This window comes from Curtobacterium sp. RIT-PI-V, from assembly GCF_025642935.1.
Taxonomy (GTDB): Bacteria; Actinomycetota; Actinomycetes; order Actinomycetales; family Microbacteriaceae; genus Curtobacterium.
Genome location: NZ_JANZKM010000007.1, coordinates 19,622 through 39,291 on the forward strand (window position 1 = coordinate 19,622; position 19,670 = coordinate 39,291).

19 protein-coding genes are annotated in these 19,670 nt (G+C 71.4%); 4 read left to right on the forward strand and 15 right to left on the reverse strand.

The features are described from left to right. Nucleotides 1-65 precede the first annotated feature (65 nt). The 13 genes from OGL88_RS06625 to ybaK form a co-directional block, all read right to left on the reverse strand. The gene (locus tag OGL88_RS06625) at nt 66-464 is read right to left on the reverse strand and encodes a preprotein translocase subunit YajC (RefSeq protein WP_111084040.1); all 399 of its coding nucleotides are present in this window, start codon (nt 462-464) and stop codon (nt 66-68) included. A 91-nt stretch (nt 465-555) separates the two neighbouring features. Further along, a complete protein-coding gene (gene ruvB, locus OGL88_RS06630) occupies nt 556-1,599 on the reverse strand; it encodes a Holliday junction branch migration DNA helicase RuvB (RefSeq protein ID WP_111084041.1) in 1,044 nt (347 codons plus the stop codon). Then, the gene (ruvA, locus tag OGL88_RS06635; RefSeq protein ID WP_111084042.1) at nt 1,596-2,216 is read right to left on the reverse strand and encodes a Holliday junction branch migration protein RuvA; all 621 of its coding nucleotides are present in this window, start codon (nt 2,214-2,216) and stop codon (nt 1,596-1,598) included. The genes ruvB and ruvA overlap by 4 nt, the downstream gene beginning before the upstream one ends. Beyond that, a complete protein-coding gene (gene ruvC / locus OGL88_RS06640; RefSeq protein ID WP_111084043.1) occupies nt 2,213-2,857 on the reverse strand; it encodes a crossover junction endodeoxyribonuclease RuvC in 645 nt (214 codons plus the stop codon). The genes ruvA and ruvC overlap by 4 nt, the downstream gene beginning before the upstream one ends. A 2-nt stretch (nt 2,858-2,859) precedes the next feature. Next, nucleotides 2,860-3,627 carry a YebC/PmpR family DNA-binding transcriptional regulator gene (locus tag OGL88_RS06645; RefSeq protein WP_111084044.1) on the reverse strand — a complete coding sequence of 256 codons (768 nt, stop codon included), beginning with the start codon at nt 3,625-3,627 and terminating at the stop codon, nt 2,860-2,862. Nucleotides 3,628-3,745: 118 nt separating this feature from the next. After that, nucleotides 3,746-4,357 (reverse strand): pyridoxal 5'-phosphate synthase glutaminase subunit PdxT, encoded by a 612-nt coding sequence (gene pdxT / locus OGL88_RS06650; RefSeq protein WP_263090711.1) that lies wholly within the window; start codon nt 4,355-4,357, stop codon nt 3,746-3,748. Beyond that, a complete protein-coding gene (pdxS, locus tag OGL88_RS06655; protein ID WP_111084046.1) occupies nt 4,347-5,267 on the reverse strand; it encodes a pyridoxal 5'-phosphate synthase lyase subunit PdxS in 921 nt (306 codons plus the stop codon). The genes pdxT and pdxS overlap by 11 nt, the downstream gene beginning before the upstream one ends. 13 nt (nt 5,268-5,280) lie before the next feature. Continuing rightward, the gene (locus OGL88_RS06660; protein WP_263090713.1) at nt 5,281-5,850 is read right to left on the reverse strand and encodes an HIT family protein; all 570 of its coding nucleotides are present in this window, start codon (nt 5,848-5,850) and stop codon (nt 5,281-5,283) included. Beyond that, nucleotides 5,850-7,838 (reverse strand): threonine--tRNA ligase, encoded by a 1,989-nt coding sequence (thrS, locus tag OGL88_RS06665; protein ID WP_205464453.1) that lies wholly within the window; start codon nt 7,836-7,838, stop codon nt 5,850-5,852. Before thrS ends, OGL88_RS06660 begins: the two co-directional genes overlap by 1 nt. A gap of 103 nt (nt 7,839-7,941) precedes the next feature. Beyond that, entirely contained in the window at nt 7,942-8,484 is a 543-nt protein-coding gene (locus OGL88_RS06670; protein ID WP_263090715.1) for an adenine phosphoribosyltransferase, read from the reverse strand. A 220-nt stretch (nt 8,485-8,704) separates the two neighbouring features. After that, complete coding sequence (locus OGL88_RS06675) at nt 8,705-8,938, reverse strand: hypothetical protein (RefSeq protein WP_263090716.1); 234 nt, start codon at nt 8,936-8,938, stop codon at nt 8,705-8,707. Nucleotides 8,939-9,792: 854 nt separating this feature from the next. Then, nucleotides 9,793-12,462, reverse strand: coding sequence for an ATP-dependent Clp protease ATP-binding subunit (locus OGL88_RS06680; RefSeq protein ID WP_263090717.1), 2,670 nt, complete (start codon nt 12,460-12,462; stop codon nt 9,793-9,795). A gap of 96 nt (nt 12,463-12,558) precedes the next feature. Next, nucleotides 12,559-13,044 (reverse strand): Cys-tRNA(Pro) deacylase, encoded by a 486-nt coding sequence (gene ybaK, locus OGL88_RS06685; protein WP_263090718.1) that lies wholly within the window; start codon nt 13,042-13,044, stop codon nt 12,559-12,561. Between the two features lie 66 nt (nt 13,045-13,110). On the opposite strand from ybaK, the gene OGL88_RS06690 reads away from it, so the two are divergent. Together OGL88_RS06690 and OGL88_RS06695 are read left to right on the forward strand one after the other, a co-directional pair. Further along, nucleotides 13,111-13,416 (forward strand): DUF6412 domain-containing protein, encoded by a 306-nt coding sequence (locus tag OGL88_RS06690; protein WP_263090720.1) that lies wholly within the window; start codon nt 13,111-13,113, stop codon nt 13,414-13,416. A gap of 62 nt (nt 13,417-13,478) precedes the next feature. Next, the gene (locus tag OGL88_RS06695; RefSeq protein ID WP_263090722.1) at nt 13,479-14,222 is read left to right on the forward strand and encodes a YidC/Oxa1 family membrane protein insertase; all 744 of its coding nucleotides are present in this window, start codon (nt 13,479-13,481) and stop codon (nt 14,220-14,222) included. A gap of 28 nt (nt 14,223-14,250) precedes the next feature. Here OGL88_RS06695 and OGL88_RS06700 read toward each other — a convergent pair whose 3' ends face one another. Then, nucleotides 14,251-14,466 (reverse strand): hypothetical protein, encoded by a 216-nt coding sequence (locus OGL88_RS06700; protein WP_111084054.1) that lies wholly within the window; start codon nt 14,464-14,466, stop codon nt 14,251-14,253. 95 nt (nt 14,467-14,561) lie between these two features. Here OGL88_RS06700 and OGL88_RS06705 point away from each other — a divergent pair, with 95 nt between their 5' ends. Then, complete coding sequence (locus tag OGL88_RS06705; protein ID WP_263090724.1) at nt 14,562-15,545, forward strand: hypothetical protein; 984 nt, start codon at nt 14,562-14,564, stop codon at nt 15,543-15,545. Nucleotides 15,546-15,772: 227 nt separating this feature from the next. Further along, entirely contained in the window at nt 15,773-17,134 is a 1,362-nt protein-coding gene (locus OGL88_RS06710) for an MFS transporter (RefSeq protein WP_263090726.1), read from the forward strand. 411 nt (nt 17,135-17,545) lie between these two features. Here OGL88_RS06710 and OGL88_RS06715 read toward each other — a convergent pair whose 3' ends face one another. Then, the gene (locus OGL88_RS06715; RefSeq protein WP_263090727.1) at nt 17,546-19,624 is read right to left on the reverse strand and encodes an MSCRAMM family protein; all 2,079 of its coding nucleotides are present in this window, start codon (nt 19,622-19,624) and stop codon (nt 17,546-17,548) included. Nucleotides 19,625-19,670 lie beyond the last annotated feature (46 nt).

Here is a 19,670-nt window from a genome sequence, read left to right on the forward strand (position 1 = left end):
CGTCGGCGTTCAGGCACGACGGCAGCGGGAAGCCGCCGGGTCAGACGACCCGGCGGCCGAGGGCGTCAGTCGTCGGACTTGCGCTTCGAGTCGGTCTCGTCGAGGCGGTCGTTGTCGACCCGCTCGCCGTAGACCGGCTCCCCGTTGAGTTCGGCGACGGGCTTGGCCTCGTCCTCCGGCGTCGCGGTGGTCTCGATGTCCGACGCGCTGTCGTCGACGACGCGCGACAGGGTCTGGCGGTGCACCGTGACGACGGTGCCCGGTGCGATCTCGACGTCGGCGGTGACCTTCTCGTCGTCGACGGAGAGGAGCGTGCCGTACAGGCCGAAGGACAGCATCACGCGAGCACCCGGCACCATCTTGGTGGCGAGCTCGCCCTGCTGCTTCTTGCGCTTGCGGCTGTTGTAGAACATGAAGGCCGCGAACGCCACGACGATGACGATGAGGATGACTTCTTGACCCATGATGCAGTTGCCTTCTCTGGTTGCTCGGTTTCGGGCCGTAGCAGTCTAGGGCACGCCACTGTGCGTGGCATGTCACCCGACCGATCGGCCGCTAGTCGGTGGTGTCGGTGTCGTCGAACAGACCCGGGAGCGGCCCGACGCCCTGCCCGGGGGTGAGGCCGAGGTGCCGCCACGCGACCGGGGTCGCGATGCGGCCGCGTGGGGTGCGCGTGACCAGACCGACCCGGACGAGGAACGGTTCGACGACCGACTCGATGGTCTCGGACTCTTCTCCGACCGAGACCGCGAGGGTGTTCAGCCCCACCGGTCCGCCGTCGAAGCGGGTCAGCATGATCTCGACCACGGCGCGGTCGAGGCGGTCGAGGCCGAGTTCGTCGACGTCGTACAGGTCGAGCGCTCCCTGGACGGCCGCCATGCCGTCGGTGGTGCGGTGCACGAGGGCGTAGTCGCGGACCCGGCGGAGCAGCCGGTTCGCGATGCGCGGGGTGCCACGGGAGCGCCCGGCGATCTCGCGCAGGGCCGATCGGTCGATGTCGAGCTCGAGCAGGTGCGCGGCGCGGATCAGGACCTGTTCGAGTTCGTCCTTCTCGTAGAACTCGAGATGCGCCGTGAAGCCGAAGCGGTCACGGAGCGGGTTCGGCAGCAGGCCGGCGCGGGTGGTGGCGCCGACCAGGGTGAACGGTGCGAGGTCGAGCGGGATGCTCGTCGCGCCGGCGCCCTTGCCCACCATGACGTCGATCCGGAAGTCCTCCATCGCCAGGTAGAGCATCTCCTCTGCCGAGCGCGCCATCCGGTGGATCTCGTCGATGAACAGGACCTCGCCCGGCACGAGCGAGGACAGGACGGCGGCCAGGTCGCCCGCGTGCTGGATCGCCGGACCGCTGGACATCCGCAACGGGCGGCCGGTCTCGTGCGCGACGATCATCGCGAGCGTGGTCTTGCCGAGGCCGGGAGGACCCGCCATCAGGATGTGGTCCGGGGTGCGGTCCTGCATGCCCGCCGCCTTGAGCAGCAGGTCGAGCTGCCCGCGCACCTTGCGCTGGCCGACGAACTCGTCGAGCGAGCGCGGCCGGAGTGCACCTTCGAACGCGAGTTCTTCCTGCGACTCGGCTCCGGCTGACGTGATGCCGCTCATCGACCGGCACCGGCGGGCCGGAGCGCACCGAGCGCGGCGCGGAGCAGCGCCTGCGTGCCCATGGCTGCGGCCCCTGGCTCGTTCGCGACGGTCTCGTCGACGGCGGTCTGTGCTGCGTCCTCGCGCCAGCCGAGGCCGATCAGTGCGGAGACGACGTCGGTCGCGGCCGGGTGGGCAGCAGTGCCCCGACCGGCGGTGACGACGGCGGCCTGCTCGAACGCCGCGAGCTTGCCGGTGAGCGCGAGGATGATGAGCTTCGCGGTCTTCGGGCCGATGCCGGAGACCTTGCGGAAGGCGCCGTCGTCGTCCTTCGCGACGGCGTTCGCGACCTGCGACGGGTCCATGTGGGCCAGGACGCCCATCGCGGACTTGGGCCCGACACCCGTGACGCTGCGCAGCAGGTCGAACACCTGGAGGGCGTCGGTCGACTCGAAGCCGAAGAGCAGGTGCTCGTCTTCGCGCACGATCATCGCGGTGCGGACGAACACCTCGGACCCGTGGCGCATCGTCAGTGCGTGGGCCGGGGTCACGGTGACGGCGTACCCGACTCCCCCGGCCTCGATCACCACGCCGGAACCGGCGATGTCGATGCAGGTACCCCGGAGACTCGCGATCATGCCCCGAGCCTACGGCCGCCCACCGACGCGGCCGACGAGCCACGCGGTCGGGCTGCGGCAGCGGCCGCACGGGCGAGCGGGGAGTCGACGGTGCCGCCCTGTGCGTCGCGCCACGCGCGTTGTGCCGGGGTGAGGTTCGTGGCACGTTCGCCGGCGACGTCCGGTGATCCGAGCCTCCAGGCGTGGCACACGGCCAGCGCGAGCGCATCGGCGGCGTCGGCCGGCTTCGGGGCCTCGGCGAGACCGAGCACACGCGCGATCATGGTCTGTACCTGACGCTTGTCGGCGTTGCCGTAGCCGGTGACGGCCGCCTTGACCTCGGACGGCGTGTGCAGGCCGACGGGCAGCCCGCGGGCCGCCGCGGCGTGCAGCGCGAGCCCGGCCGCCTGGGCGGTGCCCATCACGGTGCGGACGTTCGCCTGGGCGAACACACGCTCGACGGCGACCGCGTCCGGGTGGTGCTCGTCGATCTCGGCGGCGATGCCGTCTGCGATGCGGAGCAGCCGCTGTTCGAGCGGCATGTCCGCCGGGGTGCGCACGACCGTCACGTGGACGAGTCGTGCGCGCCGGTTCGGTGCGACCTCGACGACGCCGACGCCGCACCGGGTGAGCCCGGGGTCCACCCCGAGCACACGGAGCACGGTTACTCGCCCTCGTCCTCGTCGAGCTCGGCCTGGACGTCCGCCGGAACGTCGAAGTTCGCGTAGACGTTCTGCACGTCGTCGCTGTCCTCGAGCGCGTCGATCAGGCGGAAGACCTTGCGTGCGGTCTCGGCGTCGACCGGCACCTTGAGGCCGGGGACGAACTCGGCGTCGGCCGAGTCGTAGTCGATGCCGGCGTCCTGCAGCGCGGTGCGGGCCGCGACGAGGTCGCTGGCCTCGGTGATGATCTCGAAGCCGCCGCCCTGGTCGATGACGTCCTCGACACCGGCATCGAGCACGGCGGTCATGACGGTGTCCTCGTCGAGGCCGTCGGTCTTCGTGACCGAGATGACGCCTTTGCGCGAGAAGTTGTAGGCGACGCTGCCCGGGTCGGCCATGGTGCCACCGTTGCGGGACATCGCCGTCCGGACCTCGGCCGCTGCGCGGTTCTTGTTGTCGGTGAGGCACTCGATCAGCATCGCGACGCCGTTCGGGGCGTAGCCCTCGTACATGATCGTCGTGTACTCGATCGACTCACCGGTCAGGCCGGCACCGCGCTTGACGGCGCGGTCGATGTTGTCGTTCGGGACCGAGGTCTTCTTGGCCTTCTGGATTGCGTCGACGAGTGTCGGGTTGCCCGACAGGTCGGCGCCGCCCATCTTCGCGGCGACCTCGATGTTCTTGATGAGCTTGGCGAAGGACTTGGCACGGCGGCCGTCGATGACGGCCTTCTTGTGCTTGGTCGTCGCCCACTTGGAATGCCCGGACACGGTTCTCCTTGCGTCTTGCGGAAAGTCGAGGTCAGTTTACCCAGCCGGGAGGCCCGGCGCCGCCCCGCCCCGCCGGTACCGGCGCGCAGACGGCCGGGCCCAGGGCCCGCGGCTCGCGTCAGGCGCTGCGCACCATGGAGAGGAAGCGGCGGTGGAAGCGGTCCTCGCCAGCGACCTCGGGGTGGAACGCACTCGCGAGCACGTTGTCCTGCTGCACCGCGACGACCTGCCCGTCCGTCAGCGCGCCGAGGACCTGGACGCCGGGGCCGTGTTGCTCGACCACCGGGGCGCGGATGAAGACCGCGTGCACCGGGTCGTCACCGAGCTCGGGCATCGGGACGTCGACCTCGAACGAGTCGTTCTGGCTGCCGAACGCGTTCCGTCGCACCGTGGTGTCGAGCACGTCGAGGGTCTGCTGGCCGCTGATGCCGTCGGTGATCCGCGACGACAGCATGATCATGCCGGCGCACGTGCCGTACGTCGGCAGGCCGTTGCGGATGGCAGCAGCGAGGGGCTCGGCGACACCGAACGCCCGGGACAGCTTGTCCATCACGCTCGACTCGCCACCGGGGATCACGACGCCGTCGAGCGCCGCGATCTCCTCGGGGCGACGGAGCGGCGCCACGTCGGCGCCGAGCTCCGTCAACGAGGCGATGTGCTCGCGGAAGTCACCCTGCAGTGCCAAGACCCCGATGCGGGGCCGGACACTGCTCGTCGTGCTACCAGCCACGCTCGGCGAGGCGGTGCGGCGCGGGGACGTCGGCGACGTTGATGCCGACCATCGCCTCGCCCAGACCACGCGAGACCTCGGCGATGACCTTGGGGTCGTCGTGGAAGGTGACGGCCTTGACGATCGCCGCGGCACGCTTCGCCGGGTCGCCGGACTTGAAGATGCCGGAGCCGACGAACACGCCGTCCGCGCCGAGCTGCATCATCATCGCGGCGTCGGCCGGGGTGGCGACGCCACCGGCGGTGAAGAGCACGACGGGGAGCTTGCCGGTGCGGGCGACCTCGCGCACGATCTCGAACGGCGCCTGCAGTTCCTTGGCGGCGACGTAGAGCTCGTCTTCCTTGAGGTGGCGCAGCGCCGCGATCTCCTTGTTGATCGTGCGGATGTGCTTCGTGGCCTCGGACACGTCACCCGTGCCGGCCTCGCCCTTGGAACGGATCATCGCAGCGCCCTCGGTGATGCGACGGAGCGCCTCGCCCAGCTCGGTGGCACCGCAGACGAACGGCGTGGTGAAGTTCCACTTGTCGATGTGGTTGACGTAGTCGGCGGGCGAGAGCACCTCGGACTCGTCGATGTAGTCGACGCCGAGCTCCTGCAGCACCTGCGCCTCGACGAAGTGGCCGATGCGGGCCTTCGCCATGACCGGGATCGACACGGCGGCGATGATCTCCTCGATCATCGACGGGTCGGACATGCGGGCGACGCCGCCCTGTGCGCGGATGTCGGCGGGGACGCGCTCGAGGGCCATGACCGCGGTCGCGCCGGCTTCTTCCGCGATGCGGGCCTGCTCGGCGTCGACGACGTCCATGATGACGCCGCCCTTGAGCATCTCGGCGAGGCCGCGCTTGACGCGGTCGGAGCCGGTGATCGAGGTGCCAGGGGTGCCGGAGGTGCTGGTGCTGTCGCTCATGATGCCGATCAGTCTAGTCCGCTGCGGGCCAGCCCTCGGCGACCAGTCGGCGGGTGTCCCCGAGCATCTGGGACATCGACTTCGTCCGCGCGATGATCGGGAAGAAGTTCGCGTCGGACTGCCACCGCGGCACGATGTGCTGGTGCAGGTGCGCGGCGATGCCGGCCCCCGCGACCTCGCCCTGGTTCATGCCGATGTTGAAGCCGTCGCAGTGCGACACGGCGCGCAGGACCCGCATCGCGGTCTGGGTCAGCTCGCTCATCTCGCGGAGCTCGTCCGGCGTGGCCTCGTCGTACAGCGGCACGTGGCGGTACGGGCAGACCAGCAGGTGTCCGTTGTTGTACGGGAACAGGTTGAGCAGCACGTAGGCGTGCTCGCCCCGGGCGACGATGAGGGCGTCCTCGTCGGACTTCCGCGGTGCCTCGCAGAACGGGCAGTCGTCCGCGTGCCCGCGGCCCGTGCCCTCGCGCCCGGCGTCGATGTACGCCATCCGGTGCGGGTTCCACAGGCGCTGGAAGGCATCCGGGACGGCCGCACCGGTGGCGGCGTCCCGGATGACCAGCGGGTCCTGCTCGTCCGTCATCAGACCTGCGCGCGCTCGCGGATCGCCGTCAGGATGCGGTCGACCGCTTCGTCCACGGGCACGGCGTTGTCCTGGCGCCCGTCACGGAAGCGGAACGAGACCGCACCGGCGTCGCGGTCGTCGCCGCCCGCGATGAGCTGGAACGGCACCTTCGCCTTGGTGTGCGTGCGGATCTTCTTCTGCATGCGGTCGTCCGAGTGGTCGACCTCTGCGCGGACGCCGTGCGAACGGAGCTTCGCGATGACCTCGTCGAGGTAGTCGCCGTACTCGGCCGCGACGGGGATGCCGACGACCTGCACCGGGGACAGCCAGGCCGGGAACGCTCCGGCGTAGTGCTCGGTCAGCACGCCGAAGAACCGCTCGATCGAGCCGAACAGCGCGCGGTGGATCATCACCGGGCGCTGGCGGGAGCCGTCGGCCGCGGTGTAGTCGATGCCGAAGCGCTCGGGCAGGTTGAAGTCGAGCTGCACGGTCGACATCTGCCACGTGCGGCCGATGGCGTCACGGGCCTGCACCGAGATCTTCGGGCCGTAGAAGGCGGCTCCGGCGGGGTCGGGCACGAGCTCGAGGCCGGACTCCTCGGCGACCTCGCGCAGGGTGTTCGTCGCGACGTCCCAGACCTCGTCGTCCCCGACGTACTTCTCCGGGTCCTTCGTCGAGAGCTCGAGGTAGAAGTCGTCGAGGCCGTAGTCGCGCAGCAGCGAGAGCACGAACTCGAGCGTCGTGGTCAGCTCCTCCTTCATCTTCTCCTGCGTGGTGAAGATGTGCGCGTCGTCCTGGGTCATGCCACGGACCCGGGTGAGGCCGTGGATGACGCCGGACTTCTCGTTGCGGTAGACCGTGCCGAACTCGAACATCCGGAGTGGCAGATCGCGGTACGAACGCGGCTGCGACCGGTACGCCAGGATGTGCATCGGGCAGTTCATCGGCTTGAGGTAGTAGTCGGCTCCCTGACGCGTGACGTTGCCGTCCTCGTCCTTCGCCTCGTCCATGTGCATGGCCGGGAACATGCCGTCCTTGTACCAGCCGAGGTGCCCGGAGGTCTCGAACAGGTCGCCCTTGGTGATGTGCGGCGTGTAGACGAACGAGTAGCCGTTCTCCTCGTGCCGACGGCGCGAGTAGTCCTCCATCTCGCGGCGGATGATGCCGCCCTTCGGGTGGAAGATCGCCAGACCGGACCCGATCTCGTCGGGGAACGAGAACAGGTCGAGTTCGGCACCGAGCTTGCGGTGGTCACGCTTGGCGGCTTCTTCGAGCCGCACCAGGTACGCCTTGAGCTGGTCCTTGTCGGGCCAGGCGGTGCCGTAGATGCGCTGCAGCTGCGGGTTCTTCTCGGAGCCGCGCCAGTAGGCGGCGGCGACGCGCATGAGCTTCGCGGCGTTGCCGATCCAGCGGGTGTGCGGCACGTGCGGGCCCCGGCAGAGGTCCTGCCAGAGCACCTCGCCCGACTTCGGGTCGACGTTCTCGTACACGGTGAGCTCGCCGGCGCCGACCTCGACGCTCTCGCCGGAGTCACCGTCGGTCGCAGCACCCTTGAGCCCGATGAGCTCCTGCTTGTACGGCTCCCCCGCCATCAGCTCGCGCGCCTGCTCGTCCGAGACGACCACGCGGCGGAAGCGCTGGGCCTGCTTGACGATGCGGTCCATGCCCTTCTCGATCGCCTTGAGGTCCTCGGGGGTGAAGGGCTCGGCGACGTCGAAGTCGTAGTAGAAGCCGTCGGTGACGGGCGGCCCGATGCCGAGCTTGGCCTCGGGGTTGATCTGCTGCACGGCCTGCGCAAGGACGTGCGCGGCCGAGTGGCGGAGGATGTCGAGCCCGTCCTGCTCCTGCAGGGTGACGGCCTCGGCGGTCTCGCCGGCGGCGACGTCGGCAGCGAGGTCCTTCAGGACACCGTCGACGCGGATCGCGACGACGCCGCGCTCACCGTCGAAGAGCTCGGTGCCCGTCGTGGTCGTCGTCGCGGTGCGGGGCTCGGGTGCCTGGGGCACGGCTGCGGGCTCGGCGCTCTCCGGCGCTGCGGCGACTGACTCGGTCACGATGATGGGACTCCTCGATCGAAATGGTGCGTCAAGACTAGTGCGCGCGTGGGGTTCAGGCGGGCACGGCGCCGAGCGTCGTGACGGGCAGGCGCGGCTCGAGTCGCTCGCGTCCGTTCAGCCCGTCGAGCTCGAGCAGCGCGGCGAACCCGACCGCCTGGTAGCCCGCGCGTTCGAGCAGCGTGATGGTGGCGGCGCCGGTCCCACCGGTGGCGAGGACGTCGTCGACGACGAGGACCCGGGTGCCCGTGGGGAGCTGGCCCGGACGCAGCTCGAGCTCGGCCTCGCCGTACTCGAGTGCGTACTGCTCGCTGAGGACCTCGCCCGGCAGCTTGCCGGCCTTGCGCACCGTGAGCACGCCCACCTGGTGCTGCGCGGCGATCCCGCCGGCGAGGGCGAAGCCCCGTGCCTCGATGCCGGCGACGGCGTCGAACCCGGCACCGACCGCGAAGGGCGCGGCGAGTGCCTCGCACACGCGGCCGAACGCCACGGCGTCCGAGAACACCGGCGTCACGTCACGGAACAGCACCCCCGGCTTCGGGAAGTCCGGGACGACGGCGGTCAGGCGTTCGACGAGTGCAGCTGCGGTTTCGGTCACCCACCAACGGTACGGGAGGCCCGGGGTGCGTCCGACACGTCGGCGCACGCTACGGGGTCGGTCGCGCCGTGCTGGGTCGTCGGTACGGCGCACGGTGCGGGTTGCGTCGGCCGGTGCGCCGACGGTGGCTCGGTGCGGGGCTGTCCCCCCGCACCGAGCCACCAAGCGGGCACGGGACGGCGACGGTCGCACGGTGCGACGGTCGGGTGTCCGATCCGGCTCAGCGCCAGGCGCGCATGAGTGCGGCCTGCAGGAGCAGGTCGTTCTCGCGCTGCTGCCGCTCGCGGTCGAGCTGCAGGCGTGTTCCGTGGTCGATCACCGGGTGGACCCGGCGGGTTCGCCGGCTCCAGATGATGAGCGACATGCCGATGCGCAGCGCGACGCGGTCGGTGAGGGAGACCCGGTGGCGCGGCGCGCGGGTATCGGGAGGTCGGGTGGCGGTCTTCGATGACACGGTGATCCCTTTCAGGGCATGACGGAGTTGCCCGGCACACGGGCAGGAGTGGACTGCCCGGAACACGGGCAGGAGAAAATGAATGCGTGAGAATGCATTCCGCGGTCACCGGAGGAATGTCCGACGACGCGATACTGAATGACTTCCGGTACCGAGAGCGTCGCACCGACCCCGACATTCTCCGGCGACGATCGACGCAGTCCGATCGCGTGCACGGAGCACACGGATCGGGACCGATCGGCGATCGACGGAGCCGGTTCGACGCGAGCCAGAACGGCTCAGCGCGAGGTGTCAGGCGACCGACTCGTCACGAGACGAGGATCGGAAGACACAGATGTCAGCAGAAGGCGGAACGCTCCGGGTCAGCGGACGCGGAACGGGGTGCCGACGCGTCCACGGATTCCACGGAACGGAGTGGTTGCGGTGATCATCATGGTCGGCCCCCTTTCGGTCTCGAGCTGTCGGAGTCGTCCCCCCGCTGGAGTCCAGCGGTTCGCGACGAGTGAACACTATCGGCACCGCAATTCACAGCGCAACCCCTTTCTTCGATTTCTCCGGAATTGCATTCCCGAACAGGGTGAGCACGGTGCGACGTTGGCGGACTGGTGGCAGCCTGCGCGCACGGGGCGGGGTTGCAGGCGCGCACGGGGCGGGCAACCTCGCACCGAGTGACAGAGCACGTACCGTGCGCAGTGCGGGCAACCTCGCACCGGGTGACGGCGCACGCACCGTGCGCGGTGCGCGGTGCGCGGTGCGCGGTGCGCGGCAGCATCCACAGTGCCACCCGCACCGTACCCGGGCGCGACGAAGGCCCGGTACCGAATCGGTACCGGGCCCTCGTGGTCGAACGGCTGCTACAGCGTCGCGGGTTCCGCCACCGCTGCCGTCAGCACGTCGTCCACGACGTCGATCCGCACGGTGTCCCCGGCGGTCACGCCACCGTCGACCACGAGCGTCGCGATGCGGTCGTCGACCTCGCGCTGGATGAGCCGGCGGAGCGGACGGGCACCGTACTCGGGCTCGTACCCGTGCTCGGCGAGCCAGTCGACCGCGGCGTCGGACACGGAGAGCACCATGTCCTGCGCGACGAGCCGGAGCGCCGTGTCCTGCAGCAGCAACGACACGATCGACGTGATCTGCGACCGGTCGAGCTTGCGGAAGAGCACGATCTCGTCGATGCGGTTGATGAACTCCGGCCGCATGGCCTCGCGCAGCTTGCCCATCACGCGGGCCCGCAGGTCGTCCTCGCCGGACCCGTCGGTGGAGCCCACGGGTGCGAAGCCGAGGGCGCCGGACCGCGAGGCCAGGAACTCCGAGCCGATGTTCGACGTCATGATGACGACGGTGTTCCGGAAGTCCACCGTGCGCCCCTGGCCGTCGGTCAGTCGACCGTCGTCCAGCACCTGGAGCAGCAGGTTGAACACGTCGGGGTGCGCCTTCTCGACCTCGTCGAGCAGGATCACCGAGTACGGGTTCCGGCGCACGCGTTCGGTGAGCTGCCCGGCCTCGTCGTAGCCGACGTACCCGGGAGGAGCACCCACCAGCCGCGAGACGGTGTGCCGCTCGCCGAACTCGCTCATGTCGAAGCGGAGCATGGCGGACTCGTCGCCGAACAGCGACGACGCCAGGGCCTTCGCCAGTTCGGTCTTGCCGACGCCGGTCGGGCCGAGGAACAGGAAGCTGCCGACCGGACGACGCTGGTCGCCCATGCCGGTCCGGCTGCGGCGGACGGCCTTCGCGATCGCCGCGACGGCGTCGTCCTGTCCGACGACGCGCTCGTGCAGTTCCTGCTCGAGCACGGCGAGCCGCGAGCGGTCGTCCTGGGTCAGGCGCGTCGCCGGGATGCCGGTGGCACGCGACACCACACCCGCGATGTCGCGTTCCGTGATCGAGGTGCCCACGGATTCCGGACGGGTGGGCCCACGCCGCCGGTCCCGCGGCGACGCGTCAGCGGCGTCGCGGCCGTGCCGGTGGGGAGCGCGGGGAGCGTCCGCCGACGTGGCGGCGGCGATCCGGGCCTCCAGTCCGACCGTCTCGTCGCGCAGGCGCGACGCCTCTTCGTACAGCTCCTCGGCGACCGCGCGGTCCTTCTCGGCCAGCAGCTCGGCGACCTGGTCGCGCAGGGCCTCGACGTCGACAGCACCCGAGCGGGCGAGCCGCCGGCGCGCGCCGGCCTGGTCGATGAGGTCGATGGCCTTGTCCGGCAGGTGCCGGTCGGTGACGTACCGGTGCGAGAGCTCGACGGCGGCGCGCAGCGACTCGGGCGTGTAGACGACGCCGTGGTGCTCCTCGTACCGAGGTGCGAGGCCGGTCAGGATCGCGACGGCGTCCTCGACACTCGGCTCCCCGACCGTGACCGGCTGGAAGCGACGCTCGAGTGCGGCGTCCTTCTCGATCCGGCGGTACTCGTTCAGGGTGGTCGCACCGACCAGGTGCAGGTCGCCGCGGGCGAGCCGGGGCTTGAGGATGTTGCCGGCATCCATCGAACCGCCCTCACCGCCACCACCGGCGCCCACGACGGTGTGGAGCTCGTCGACGAAGACGATGAGCTCGTCGGCGTGCGCCGCGATCTCGTCCATGGCCTTCGTCAAGCGCTCCTCGAAGTCGCCGCGGTACCGGGTGCCGGCGAGCATGCCGGGCAGGTCGAGTGCGACGACGCGCTTGCCCTGCAGCAGGGACGGGACGTCGCCGTCGACGATGCGCTGGGCGAGTCCTTCGACGATGGCGGTCTTGCCGACGCCGGGCTCGCCGATCAGGACGGGGTTGTTCTTGGTGCGGCGGAGCAGGATCTCGACGGCCTGCTCGATCTCGTCGGCACGACCGATGACGGGGTCGATGCGGCCGTCACGGGCACGCGCGGTGAGGTCGGTGCCGAACTGGTCGAGGGTCGGGGTGCTGCTGACGGCACCGGACTCGTCCGTTCCGGTCGTTGCACCGGTTCCTGGCATGGGGCGCCCCTCTCGTACTGCTGCCGCGGCCTGCTGGGCGTAGTCCTGCATGGCCTGCGGGGTGACACCGGCGCTGGCGAGCAGCTGCCCGGTGACGGTCTCCTGGTCGGTCACGAGCGCGAAGAAGACGTGCTCGGGGTCGGTGTAGGTGCTGCCGAAGCCCCGCGCGGCCTGGGTGGCCTCGACGAGGATGCGCTGTGCCGTGCCGGTCAGGGCCGGACGACCGGTCTGCTCGGGCTGCGGCTCGCGGGCCATCGGCAGGCGCTGTTCGATCTCGGCGGCGAGGCGCTCGGGGTCGACCCCGGCGGAACGGACGACGGCGTCGAACGGCTCGGTGCGGACGAGCACGTGCAGCAGGTGCAGCGCGTCGAGCTCGTGCTGCCCCTGCGACACCGCGTACTCGGCGGTGTGCTGGAGCAGCTCGTGGGTACGGCGGCTGAGGAGCCGCGTGATGTCCACCGGTCGGCCGAACGCGCGGGGGCGCTGCAGGTCACCGGTGTTCTGCGCCGCGAGGAGGCGCGCGAGGAACTCGTCGAACGAGTCACTGCCGCCGGTCGGGCCGAACGTCTCTGGCAAAGGGACCTCCTGGGGAACTTGAGTGCCTTTGACTCAATGCAACGCAGGAGTGCCGGGGTCATTCCCGGTGGTGGGAGAAACTTGCGGCGACTCGACTCAGGTCCGCGCGATCGCCGCCGAGATCGCTTCGGTGACCCGCGCGAGGTCGGCCGGAGCCACCTCGATGTCGAAGCCGCGGCGCCCGCCGGACACGAAGATGCTGTCGTACCCGAGGGCCGACTCGTCGAGCACGGTCCGGATCCGGGACTTCTGGCCGACCGGGCTGATGCCACCGACGACGTACCCGGTGCGCTTCTCGGCGAGGGCCGGATCGGCCAGCGTCGCCTTCTTGCCACCGACCGCCGCCGCGATGGCCTTGAGGTCGAGCCGGTTGGCCACCGGCACGATCGCCACCGCCAGTGCGCCGTCGACCGAGACGACCAGGGTCTTGAAGACCTGCTCCTCGCGGAGCCCCAGGGCTGCGGCGGCCTCCTCGCCGAAGTTCGTGGCGCTCTCGTGGTGGTCGTACACGTGCGGCGTGTAGGACACCCCGGCTCGGTCGAGCGCGACGGTCGCTGGGGTGCTCGGCGAACCTGCGGTCATGCGGCGATCCTCTCCCGCGCTGCCGTCCTGTCCGTGGCGGCACGCGGGCGTTACGCTGAACCGACCATGACCGTCGCCCTGCTCATCTTCCGTGCCGCCGCTGCGCTCGTGCTCGGCGCACCCACAGCGGGCGACCCCGCGGCCGGCGTCCTGCCGCTGCTGGCAGTGGCCGCGCTCGGCCTGACGGCCGTCGCCCTGGCGGTCGTCGTCGCGCAGGTCATCGCCACGGTGCTGGCAGCGGTCCTCGGGCTGCGGTCGACGGGTGTCGAGCACGCGGCGGTACCGGACCTGGTCACCCGCATCGCGTGGAGCCACCCCGATGCCGACGGGCACATCCGATCGCGTGCTCCGGGAGTCGTCGCCCCGGCCTGACCACCGACCGGTGGCCGGGCCCTCGCGACCCCTCCTGCGAACCACCACCGATCGGAACCGTCATGGACCTGTCCACCCTGCCCCTCGTCGGCCCGCTGCTGCACGGCGGCGCGGACCTCGTCGTCGCCCTGACCGCGGCGCTCTCCCCCACCACGGGCTCGTTCGCCGCGGCGATCGCCGTCGTGCTGCTCACCCTGGCCGTCCGGGCCGTGCTCGTGCCGCTGTCCGTCCTGCAGGTGCGAGCGGAGCGCGACCGACGCCGGCTCGCGCCGCAGCTCGCCGCCCTGCGGAAGCGCCACGGGAAGAACGCCGAGCAGCTGCAGCGCGCCGTCCAGCAGCTCTACACGAACGAGAAGGTCTCACCCCTGGCCGGCTGCCTGCCCGTCCTCGCGCAGGCACCGGTGCTGTCCCTCGTCTACGCCCTGTTCACGCACGCATCGATCGGCGGCACGGTCAACGCGCTGCTCGAAGCCACCCTGGTCGGGGTCCCGCTCGGGCACTCGCTGGTCGTCACGCTGACGTCCCCGCTCTGGGTGCACGCCTGGGTCGTCGTCCTGCTGCTGGCCGTGCTCGCCGTCATCGTGGAGCTCAGCCGTCGCGCCAACCTGCGCTGGAACCCGGTGCCGACGCCGGAGCCGGGCGCAGAGGTGCCCGGTGCGGCAGCGACCGCCGCGATCGGACGGTTCGCGCCGTTCATCACCGTCGTGTTCGCCGCGATCGCACCACTCGCCGCCGCGCTGTACGTCGTGACCAGCGCCGCGTGGACGGCCGGCGAGCGTGCCGTGCTGCGCCGGGTGATCCGGTAGCGCCGTGCACGTGGGGGCAGCCCCGGCGTCAGCCGCCCTGGCCCTCCTGCTGCGGCCCCTGGTCGACCGGGTCGTACTCGGTGCCGCGACCCTGTTCCTCGTCGGCGGTCGGCACGTGGCGTTCCGTGCCGGTCCCGCCGGGGCTCGTCGCCACGTAGTCGGCCTCGCCGGACTGGGTGTCGTGGCTCAGCGGCTCGAGGGTCTCCGGGTCGGCGTCGTGCCGCGGTTCAGGTTCGGTGCTCATGCGTCACGCCTACTCCCCTCGTTCTGGGTGCGCGCCGCCGCCCCGTCAGTGCCACGATGAAGGGAGTCCACGCGACCGGCAGATCGGGAGTGCGCATGGCCCACGACGACGTGGCAGCGGAACGGGCACGGCTCGAGGCCGTCGCCTGGGGAGCGGCATCGAGTCCCGCCGACGCGGCGCGCGCCCGGATCGCGCTGCAGGACCTGGCGAGCGGGCGGCGGTCGGGTGGTCGGCGAGCGGGCGCGGGCGTCGCCTCCGCCACGGGGCCCGACGAGCGGCCGGGAGGCACGTCCCCAGCCAGCGGGCAGGTCGCGTCCCCCGAGTGGTCGGCCCCACCGCCCCACCCGTCGCCGGAACTGACGGCTCCACCGTCCGCGCCCTCGCCGGAACGGTCGGTGCCGCAGCATGCGGCGGCTGCCGCCGAACCGCAGCCGTCCCGGCAACCGGATCTCTCCCAGCGAACGTCGGCCGGACCGTGGGCGGCGACCGAAGCCCGAGAACCCGACCGTCCCGACGACGCGGGTGACGACGACGGGGGTGAGCCGGGCCTCCCGGTCGGACCGACGCGACGGTCCCGGTGGCGCACGCTGCTCTGGACGGAGCGGCCACGGATCTGGATCGCGCTCGGCGCGGCAGCGGCGGTCGGTGTGGCGTTCGCGGCCGGCACCGTCGTCGGGCCCGTCCGCGGCGACGTCGCGGCGGCACCGAGCGTCACGCCCACGGCGGGCACGGTCACGCTCGAGCAGCTGCTCGACGTGCCGCAGACGTACGCCGACCAGCTGCCGGGGCCGGTGGAGGCCCCCGTGAGCCTGCACTCCACGCGGCTCGTGTTCACGAACCGGGCGCTGGACGGCGGGTCGTTCGACACGCCGTGGGCCGTGTGGGCCGGTGTGGGCACGGACCGGTCGACGATCTGCCTGGTGGCGACGGCGAACCGGATCGAGTCGTCAACGGCGTGCTTCCCGCGCGAGGCGGCGCTGCACGGCTCGGTGTCGATGTCGGCGCAGTCGATGAGCGGGACGTTGACGATCGCGCTGCGGGGTGGCGGCGTGCAGGGGCGGGTGACGAACGAGAACTGAGGGCGCGGGTGTTGGACGCGCTGTTTGTTGGAGCGCTCCGAGAATCTCCTCTGACCCCCTCGCGGGCTGCGGTCCATCGTGCAACACTGGATGAGCGCACTCGCCGTGGAGTCGTACCCACATCACCCACATCCACAGCGAGCGCGCCCCGCAGACCTCCCGGTCATCGTCGTTCCCCCGAACGGCACCGTCGCGCGCTCGCCCGTGCCCCGGAGGAGGTCAGCAGCGTGTCCACCAACACCACCACCTCGGCCGTGTCGACGAACACGCGGCCGATCACCGTCACCACCCAGTCCATCGTCGGCATCGCCGTCCTCGGGCTGGCGACGTTCTTCGCCATCACCACCGAGCTCATGCCCGTCGGGCTGCTCGGCACGATGAGCGCCGACCTCGGTGTATCCGAGGCCACCATGGGCATCGTCGTCACCGTGTACGCGGGGGCCGTGGCACTCCTGGCGCTCCCGCTCACCGCCTTCACCGCGAAGCTCCCCCGCAAGGCCGTGCTCGTGTCGACGCTCGTCGGCTACACGGTGTCGAACCTCATGATCGCGTTCGCACCGTCGTTCGCCGTCGTCTGCGCCGGCCGGGTCGTCGGCGGGATCGCGCACGCGCTGTTCTTCTCGGTCGCCTCGGCGTACGCCACCCGGATCGTGCCGCCGCGCCTGGCCGGCCGTGCCATCGCGTTCGTGTACTCGGGCAGCTCGCTCGGGTTCGTGCTCGGCGTGCCCGTCGCCACCTGGGTCGCGCAGCACATCGGCTGGCGCCCCGCCGTGTTCTCGATCGGTGTCGCCGCCGCCGTGCTCGCCGCCGTGGCGCTGCTGTTCCTACCCGCCGTCAGCGGTGCCTCGTCGCCGCACATCGGGTCCCCGAAGGCCTGGGCGCGCACCGGGCTGCTGTCCGTCGTGATCGCCGACCTGCTCCTGTTCGCCGGGCACTACGTCGTCTACACCTACGTCGGGCCGTACGCGATCGACGCCGGACTCGACGCCTCGATGGTGAGCGGTGCGCTGCTCGTCCTGGGCGGCACCGGAGTCATCGGCCTCTGGCTCGCGGGCATGTTCGTCGACCGGGCGCCGCGCCAGACCCTCATCGCCGCCGTCGCCGTGATGGCCGTCGCGTTCGCCGCGATGCCGTTCGTGCACGGCTCCCTGGTCGGCACGATGGTCGTCGCCGGCGTGTGGATGGCCGCGAACGGCACGACGGGCACGCTCTTCATGGCGGCCGCGATCCGCTCCGGAGGCGTCTCCCCCGACATCGCCGGCGCGCTCATCAACGGTGCGTCGAACATCGGCATCGCCGGCGGCGCAGCCATCGGCGGCCAGGCCCTCGGGATCGTCGGGTTGCAGTACCTGCCGTTCGCCGGTGGTGCCGTGCTGCTCGGGTCGCTCGGGGTCGTCGTGCTGTCGCGTCGGGGCTTCCCGGTGCACACGGTCGGGCAGGAGCACCTGTCGACGTCGTCGATCGAGGCGATCACGTCCTCGCTCGCGGTGGTCACCACGTCGGTGCCCGTCGTCGGCCGGGCGATCCAGACCCTGACGGGCTCGGTCGCGACGGTCACGGGCTCGCACCGCACGCACCGCACGCAGTAGCGCGGCGCGGCTGGAGGGGTCGGGGCGGCGCGTCGGCCCCGTGCGGCGCCGAGGTTCCGAAATCTCGGCATCTCGGCGGTCCTGGCGGCGATCCGTGGAACCTCGGCGGTGGGGCGGCGGCATGTCGTGGAACCCCGGCGGCGAGGTCCGGGCGTGGCGTCGTCGCGGCGGGGTGTGGCGGCGTGTGGCGAGGGGCAGCGGCGACATGCCGCGCGCGCGGCGTCGAGGTTCCACGAACTGCCGCGCGCGCGGCGTCGAGGTTCCACGAACCGTCGTCGGCACCGCCGAGATGGGCAGATTTCGGAACCTCGGGGGTGGGGCGGCGGCGTGTCGGGGCGGCGGAGTGGCCGTGCAGCAACACGATGAAGGGCGGGCCGGCATCGCGCCGGGCCCGCCCCTCGTCGTGACCGATCAGTCCTGCAGGTGGCTCCGGCGACGGTTGCGCACCGCGCGGTAGGTCAGCAGCGCCGCACCGAGCAGCACGAGCACCCCGGCCGCGATCAGCCCCGGCTTCAGGTCCGCACCGGTGTAGGCCAGCGGGCCGCCGTCGCCGACGTCACCCGAACCGGAAGCCGGCGCGTTGCCCGATCCTCCGGCGGCCGGCACGGTCGGAACCGCCGTGGGCGAGGTGGTCGGCGCACTGGGCGACGGCGACGGAGCCGGGGTCACCGCGGCCTCGACCACGAAGGCGAGCGGCGTCGCAGCACCCTCCTCGGGCGTGACCACGGTCACCGGAGTGGCCCCGTCGACGTCGACCGTGACCGTGTACTCGGTCGTCGGCTGCAGGTCGACGAGGTCGAAGGCGCCGTCGTCGTCGGTCGCCACGGTCACCGGCGGGCCGGCCTCCGGGTCGGTCGGCGTCGCGACGACGTCCACGCCGGCGACCGGGTCACCGTTCGTGTCCACGACGGTGCCGGGCTGGTCGGTCGTGACGACCTCGGGCGCGGCGGGGGTCTCGAACGGCAGGTTCGACGTCACGCTGGTGCCGGCGACCGCGGCGATGCCGGTGTTCGCGGTGTCACCGGTCGCTCCCGCGGCGGGGACCACCGTGCGGACCGTGTAGGTGCCCGCAACCGTGGCGAAGGTGTACCGCCCGTCGGCGTCGGTGGTGTCCGAGCCGACCACGGCGCCGGACTCGTCGAGGAGCTCGACGACCACGCCGGCCGGCACGGGCGTCCCGTCGAGGGGCACGATGCCGGTCACGGTGGCGACGACGGCGGGCGGGGCGACGATCGGCTCGGGCTCGACCGGTGCTGCACCGGCGTCACCGGTGGTGATCGACACCGGCGGCTCGTCGGCGACGGAGACGTCCAGCTCGGTGCCGGCGGGCAGGTCGGAACCGGTGTACACACCGTCGCTGTTCGTCGTGGTGTCGACCAGCGTGTCGCCGGTGTCCGGGTCGGTGATGACGACCGGGATGTTCGAGACCGGGTTGCCGTCGTCGTCGGTCACCGTCCCGATGACGGACGTCGTGTCGTCCGGCGACGTGAACGCGAAGTCGGCGGTCTTGTCGACGCCGCCCGGTGTGACGGCGACGGCGAGCGAGACACCCGTCACCGTGGCGTCACCGTCAGCACCCGCTGGCGGGGTGACCTCGACGCGGTAGTTCGCGATCACCGGCAACTGCGGGAACACGTAGTTGCCGTCGGCGTCGGTGGTCGTCGTGTAGACGGTGCCGCGCGGTGCGGTCACGGTGACGGTCGCACCGGGGATCGGCGTGCCGTCGAGGGTCGCGGTACCGCTGATGGCCGCGGTGCGGTTGGCGAACCAGGTCTGGTAGACGGGGAACCCGCTGCGCTGCTGGTACGTGATGGTCAGGCTGGTGAGCGACACGGTCGGGGTGAACCAGGCCGAGGCGCCCGCGGTGTCCGACGCGGCGGCGTTGCCGGTCAGGGTGCGGGTGGCGGCGTCCCAGGTCGGCTGGTCCTTGCCGGTGGTGCCGTCGGGGTCGGGGGTGCACGACCAGCCGCCGGCCGCCGGAGCAGCCGAGCAGGAGTTGTAGGAACTCTCGTAACCGAGCTGCTCCCCCGTCGCCGCGCCGCCACCGGCGACCGTCGCCGAGATCGTCGCCTGGTCGGCGTCGATGTCGCCGAGGACGAACGACCAACTCTGCGCGCCGGGCGTCGCGCCGTCGAACGTGTAGGTGGTGGTCGACGCCGAGTCGCCGTTGGGACGGTCAGCCTGAGGACGCTGGTTCATGTACGTCTGCGCACGACTCGTGCCGTAGACCTGGCCCGGAGGCGTCCCGGCCGACTGCCACGTCGACGCGCCGCTGATCACGGTCGACTGCCGCGAGTTCGAGGTGAACGTCGTCGCGGGGAACCCGGCCAACGTCATCGTGCCCGTGTACGCCTTCGAGGCCCCGCTGAGGGTGAACGTGCCCCAGTTGCCCGCGGGTTCGGCCGAGGCGCTCGTCGCACCGCCGATCGCGAGTCCTGCTCCGAGTGCGAGGGCGGTGAGCCCCGCCGTGACCGCGCGCCAGCGCCGCATGTGTACTCCCCTGGTGATGATGTCGGCGTGCCCCGACGTCCGTGCA

Bases quoted from the DNA above. Each gene is read 5' to 3' on its own strand.
- ruvB (WP_111084041.1), bottom strand. From the start codon at position 1,599: ATGAGCGGCATCACGTCAGCCGGAGCCGAGTCGCAGGAAGAACTCGCG.
- OGL88_RS06625 (WP_111084040.1), bottom strand. From the start codon at position 464: ATGGGTCAAGAAGTCATCCTCATCGTCATCGTCGTGGCGTTCGCGGCC.
- OGL88_RS06660 (WP_263090713.1), bottom strand. From the start codon at position 5,850: ATGACGGACGAGCAGGACCCGCTGGTCATCCGGGACGCCGCCACCGGT.
- pdxS (WP_111084046.1), bottom strand. From the start codon at position 5,267: ATGAGCGACAGCACCAGCACCTCCGGCACCCCTGGCACCTCGATCACC.
- OGL88_RS06690 (WP_263090720.1), top strand. From the start codon at position 13,111: ATGACCGTCGCCCTGCTCATCTTCCGTGCCGCCGCTGCGCTCGTGCTC.
- OGL88_RS06715 (WP_263090727.1), bottom strand. From the start codon at position 19,624: ATGCGGCGCTGGCGCGCGGTCACGGCGGGGCTCACCGCCCTCGCACTC.
- ybaK (WP_263090718.1), bottom strand. From the start codon at position 13,044: ATGACCGCAGGTTCGCCGAGCACCCCAGCGACCGTCGCGCTCGACCGA.
- OGL88_RS06695 (WP_263090722.1), top strand. From the start codon at position 13,479: ATGGACCTGTCCACCCTGCCCCTCGTCGGCCCGCTGCTGCACGGCGGC.
- ruvA (WP_111084042.1), bottom strand. From the start codon at position 2,216: ATGATCGCGAGTCTCCGGGGTACCTGCATCGACATCGCCGGTTCCGGC.
- OGL88_RS06705 (WP_263090724.1), top strand. From the start codon at position 14,562: ATGGCCCACGACGACGTGGCAGCGGAACGGGCACGGCTCGAGGCCGTC.
- OGL88_RS06700 (WP_111084054.1), bottom strand. From the start codon at position 14,466: ATGAGCACCGAACCTGAACCGCGGCACGACGCCGACCCGGAGACCCTC.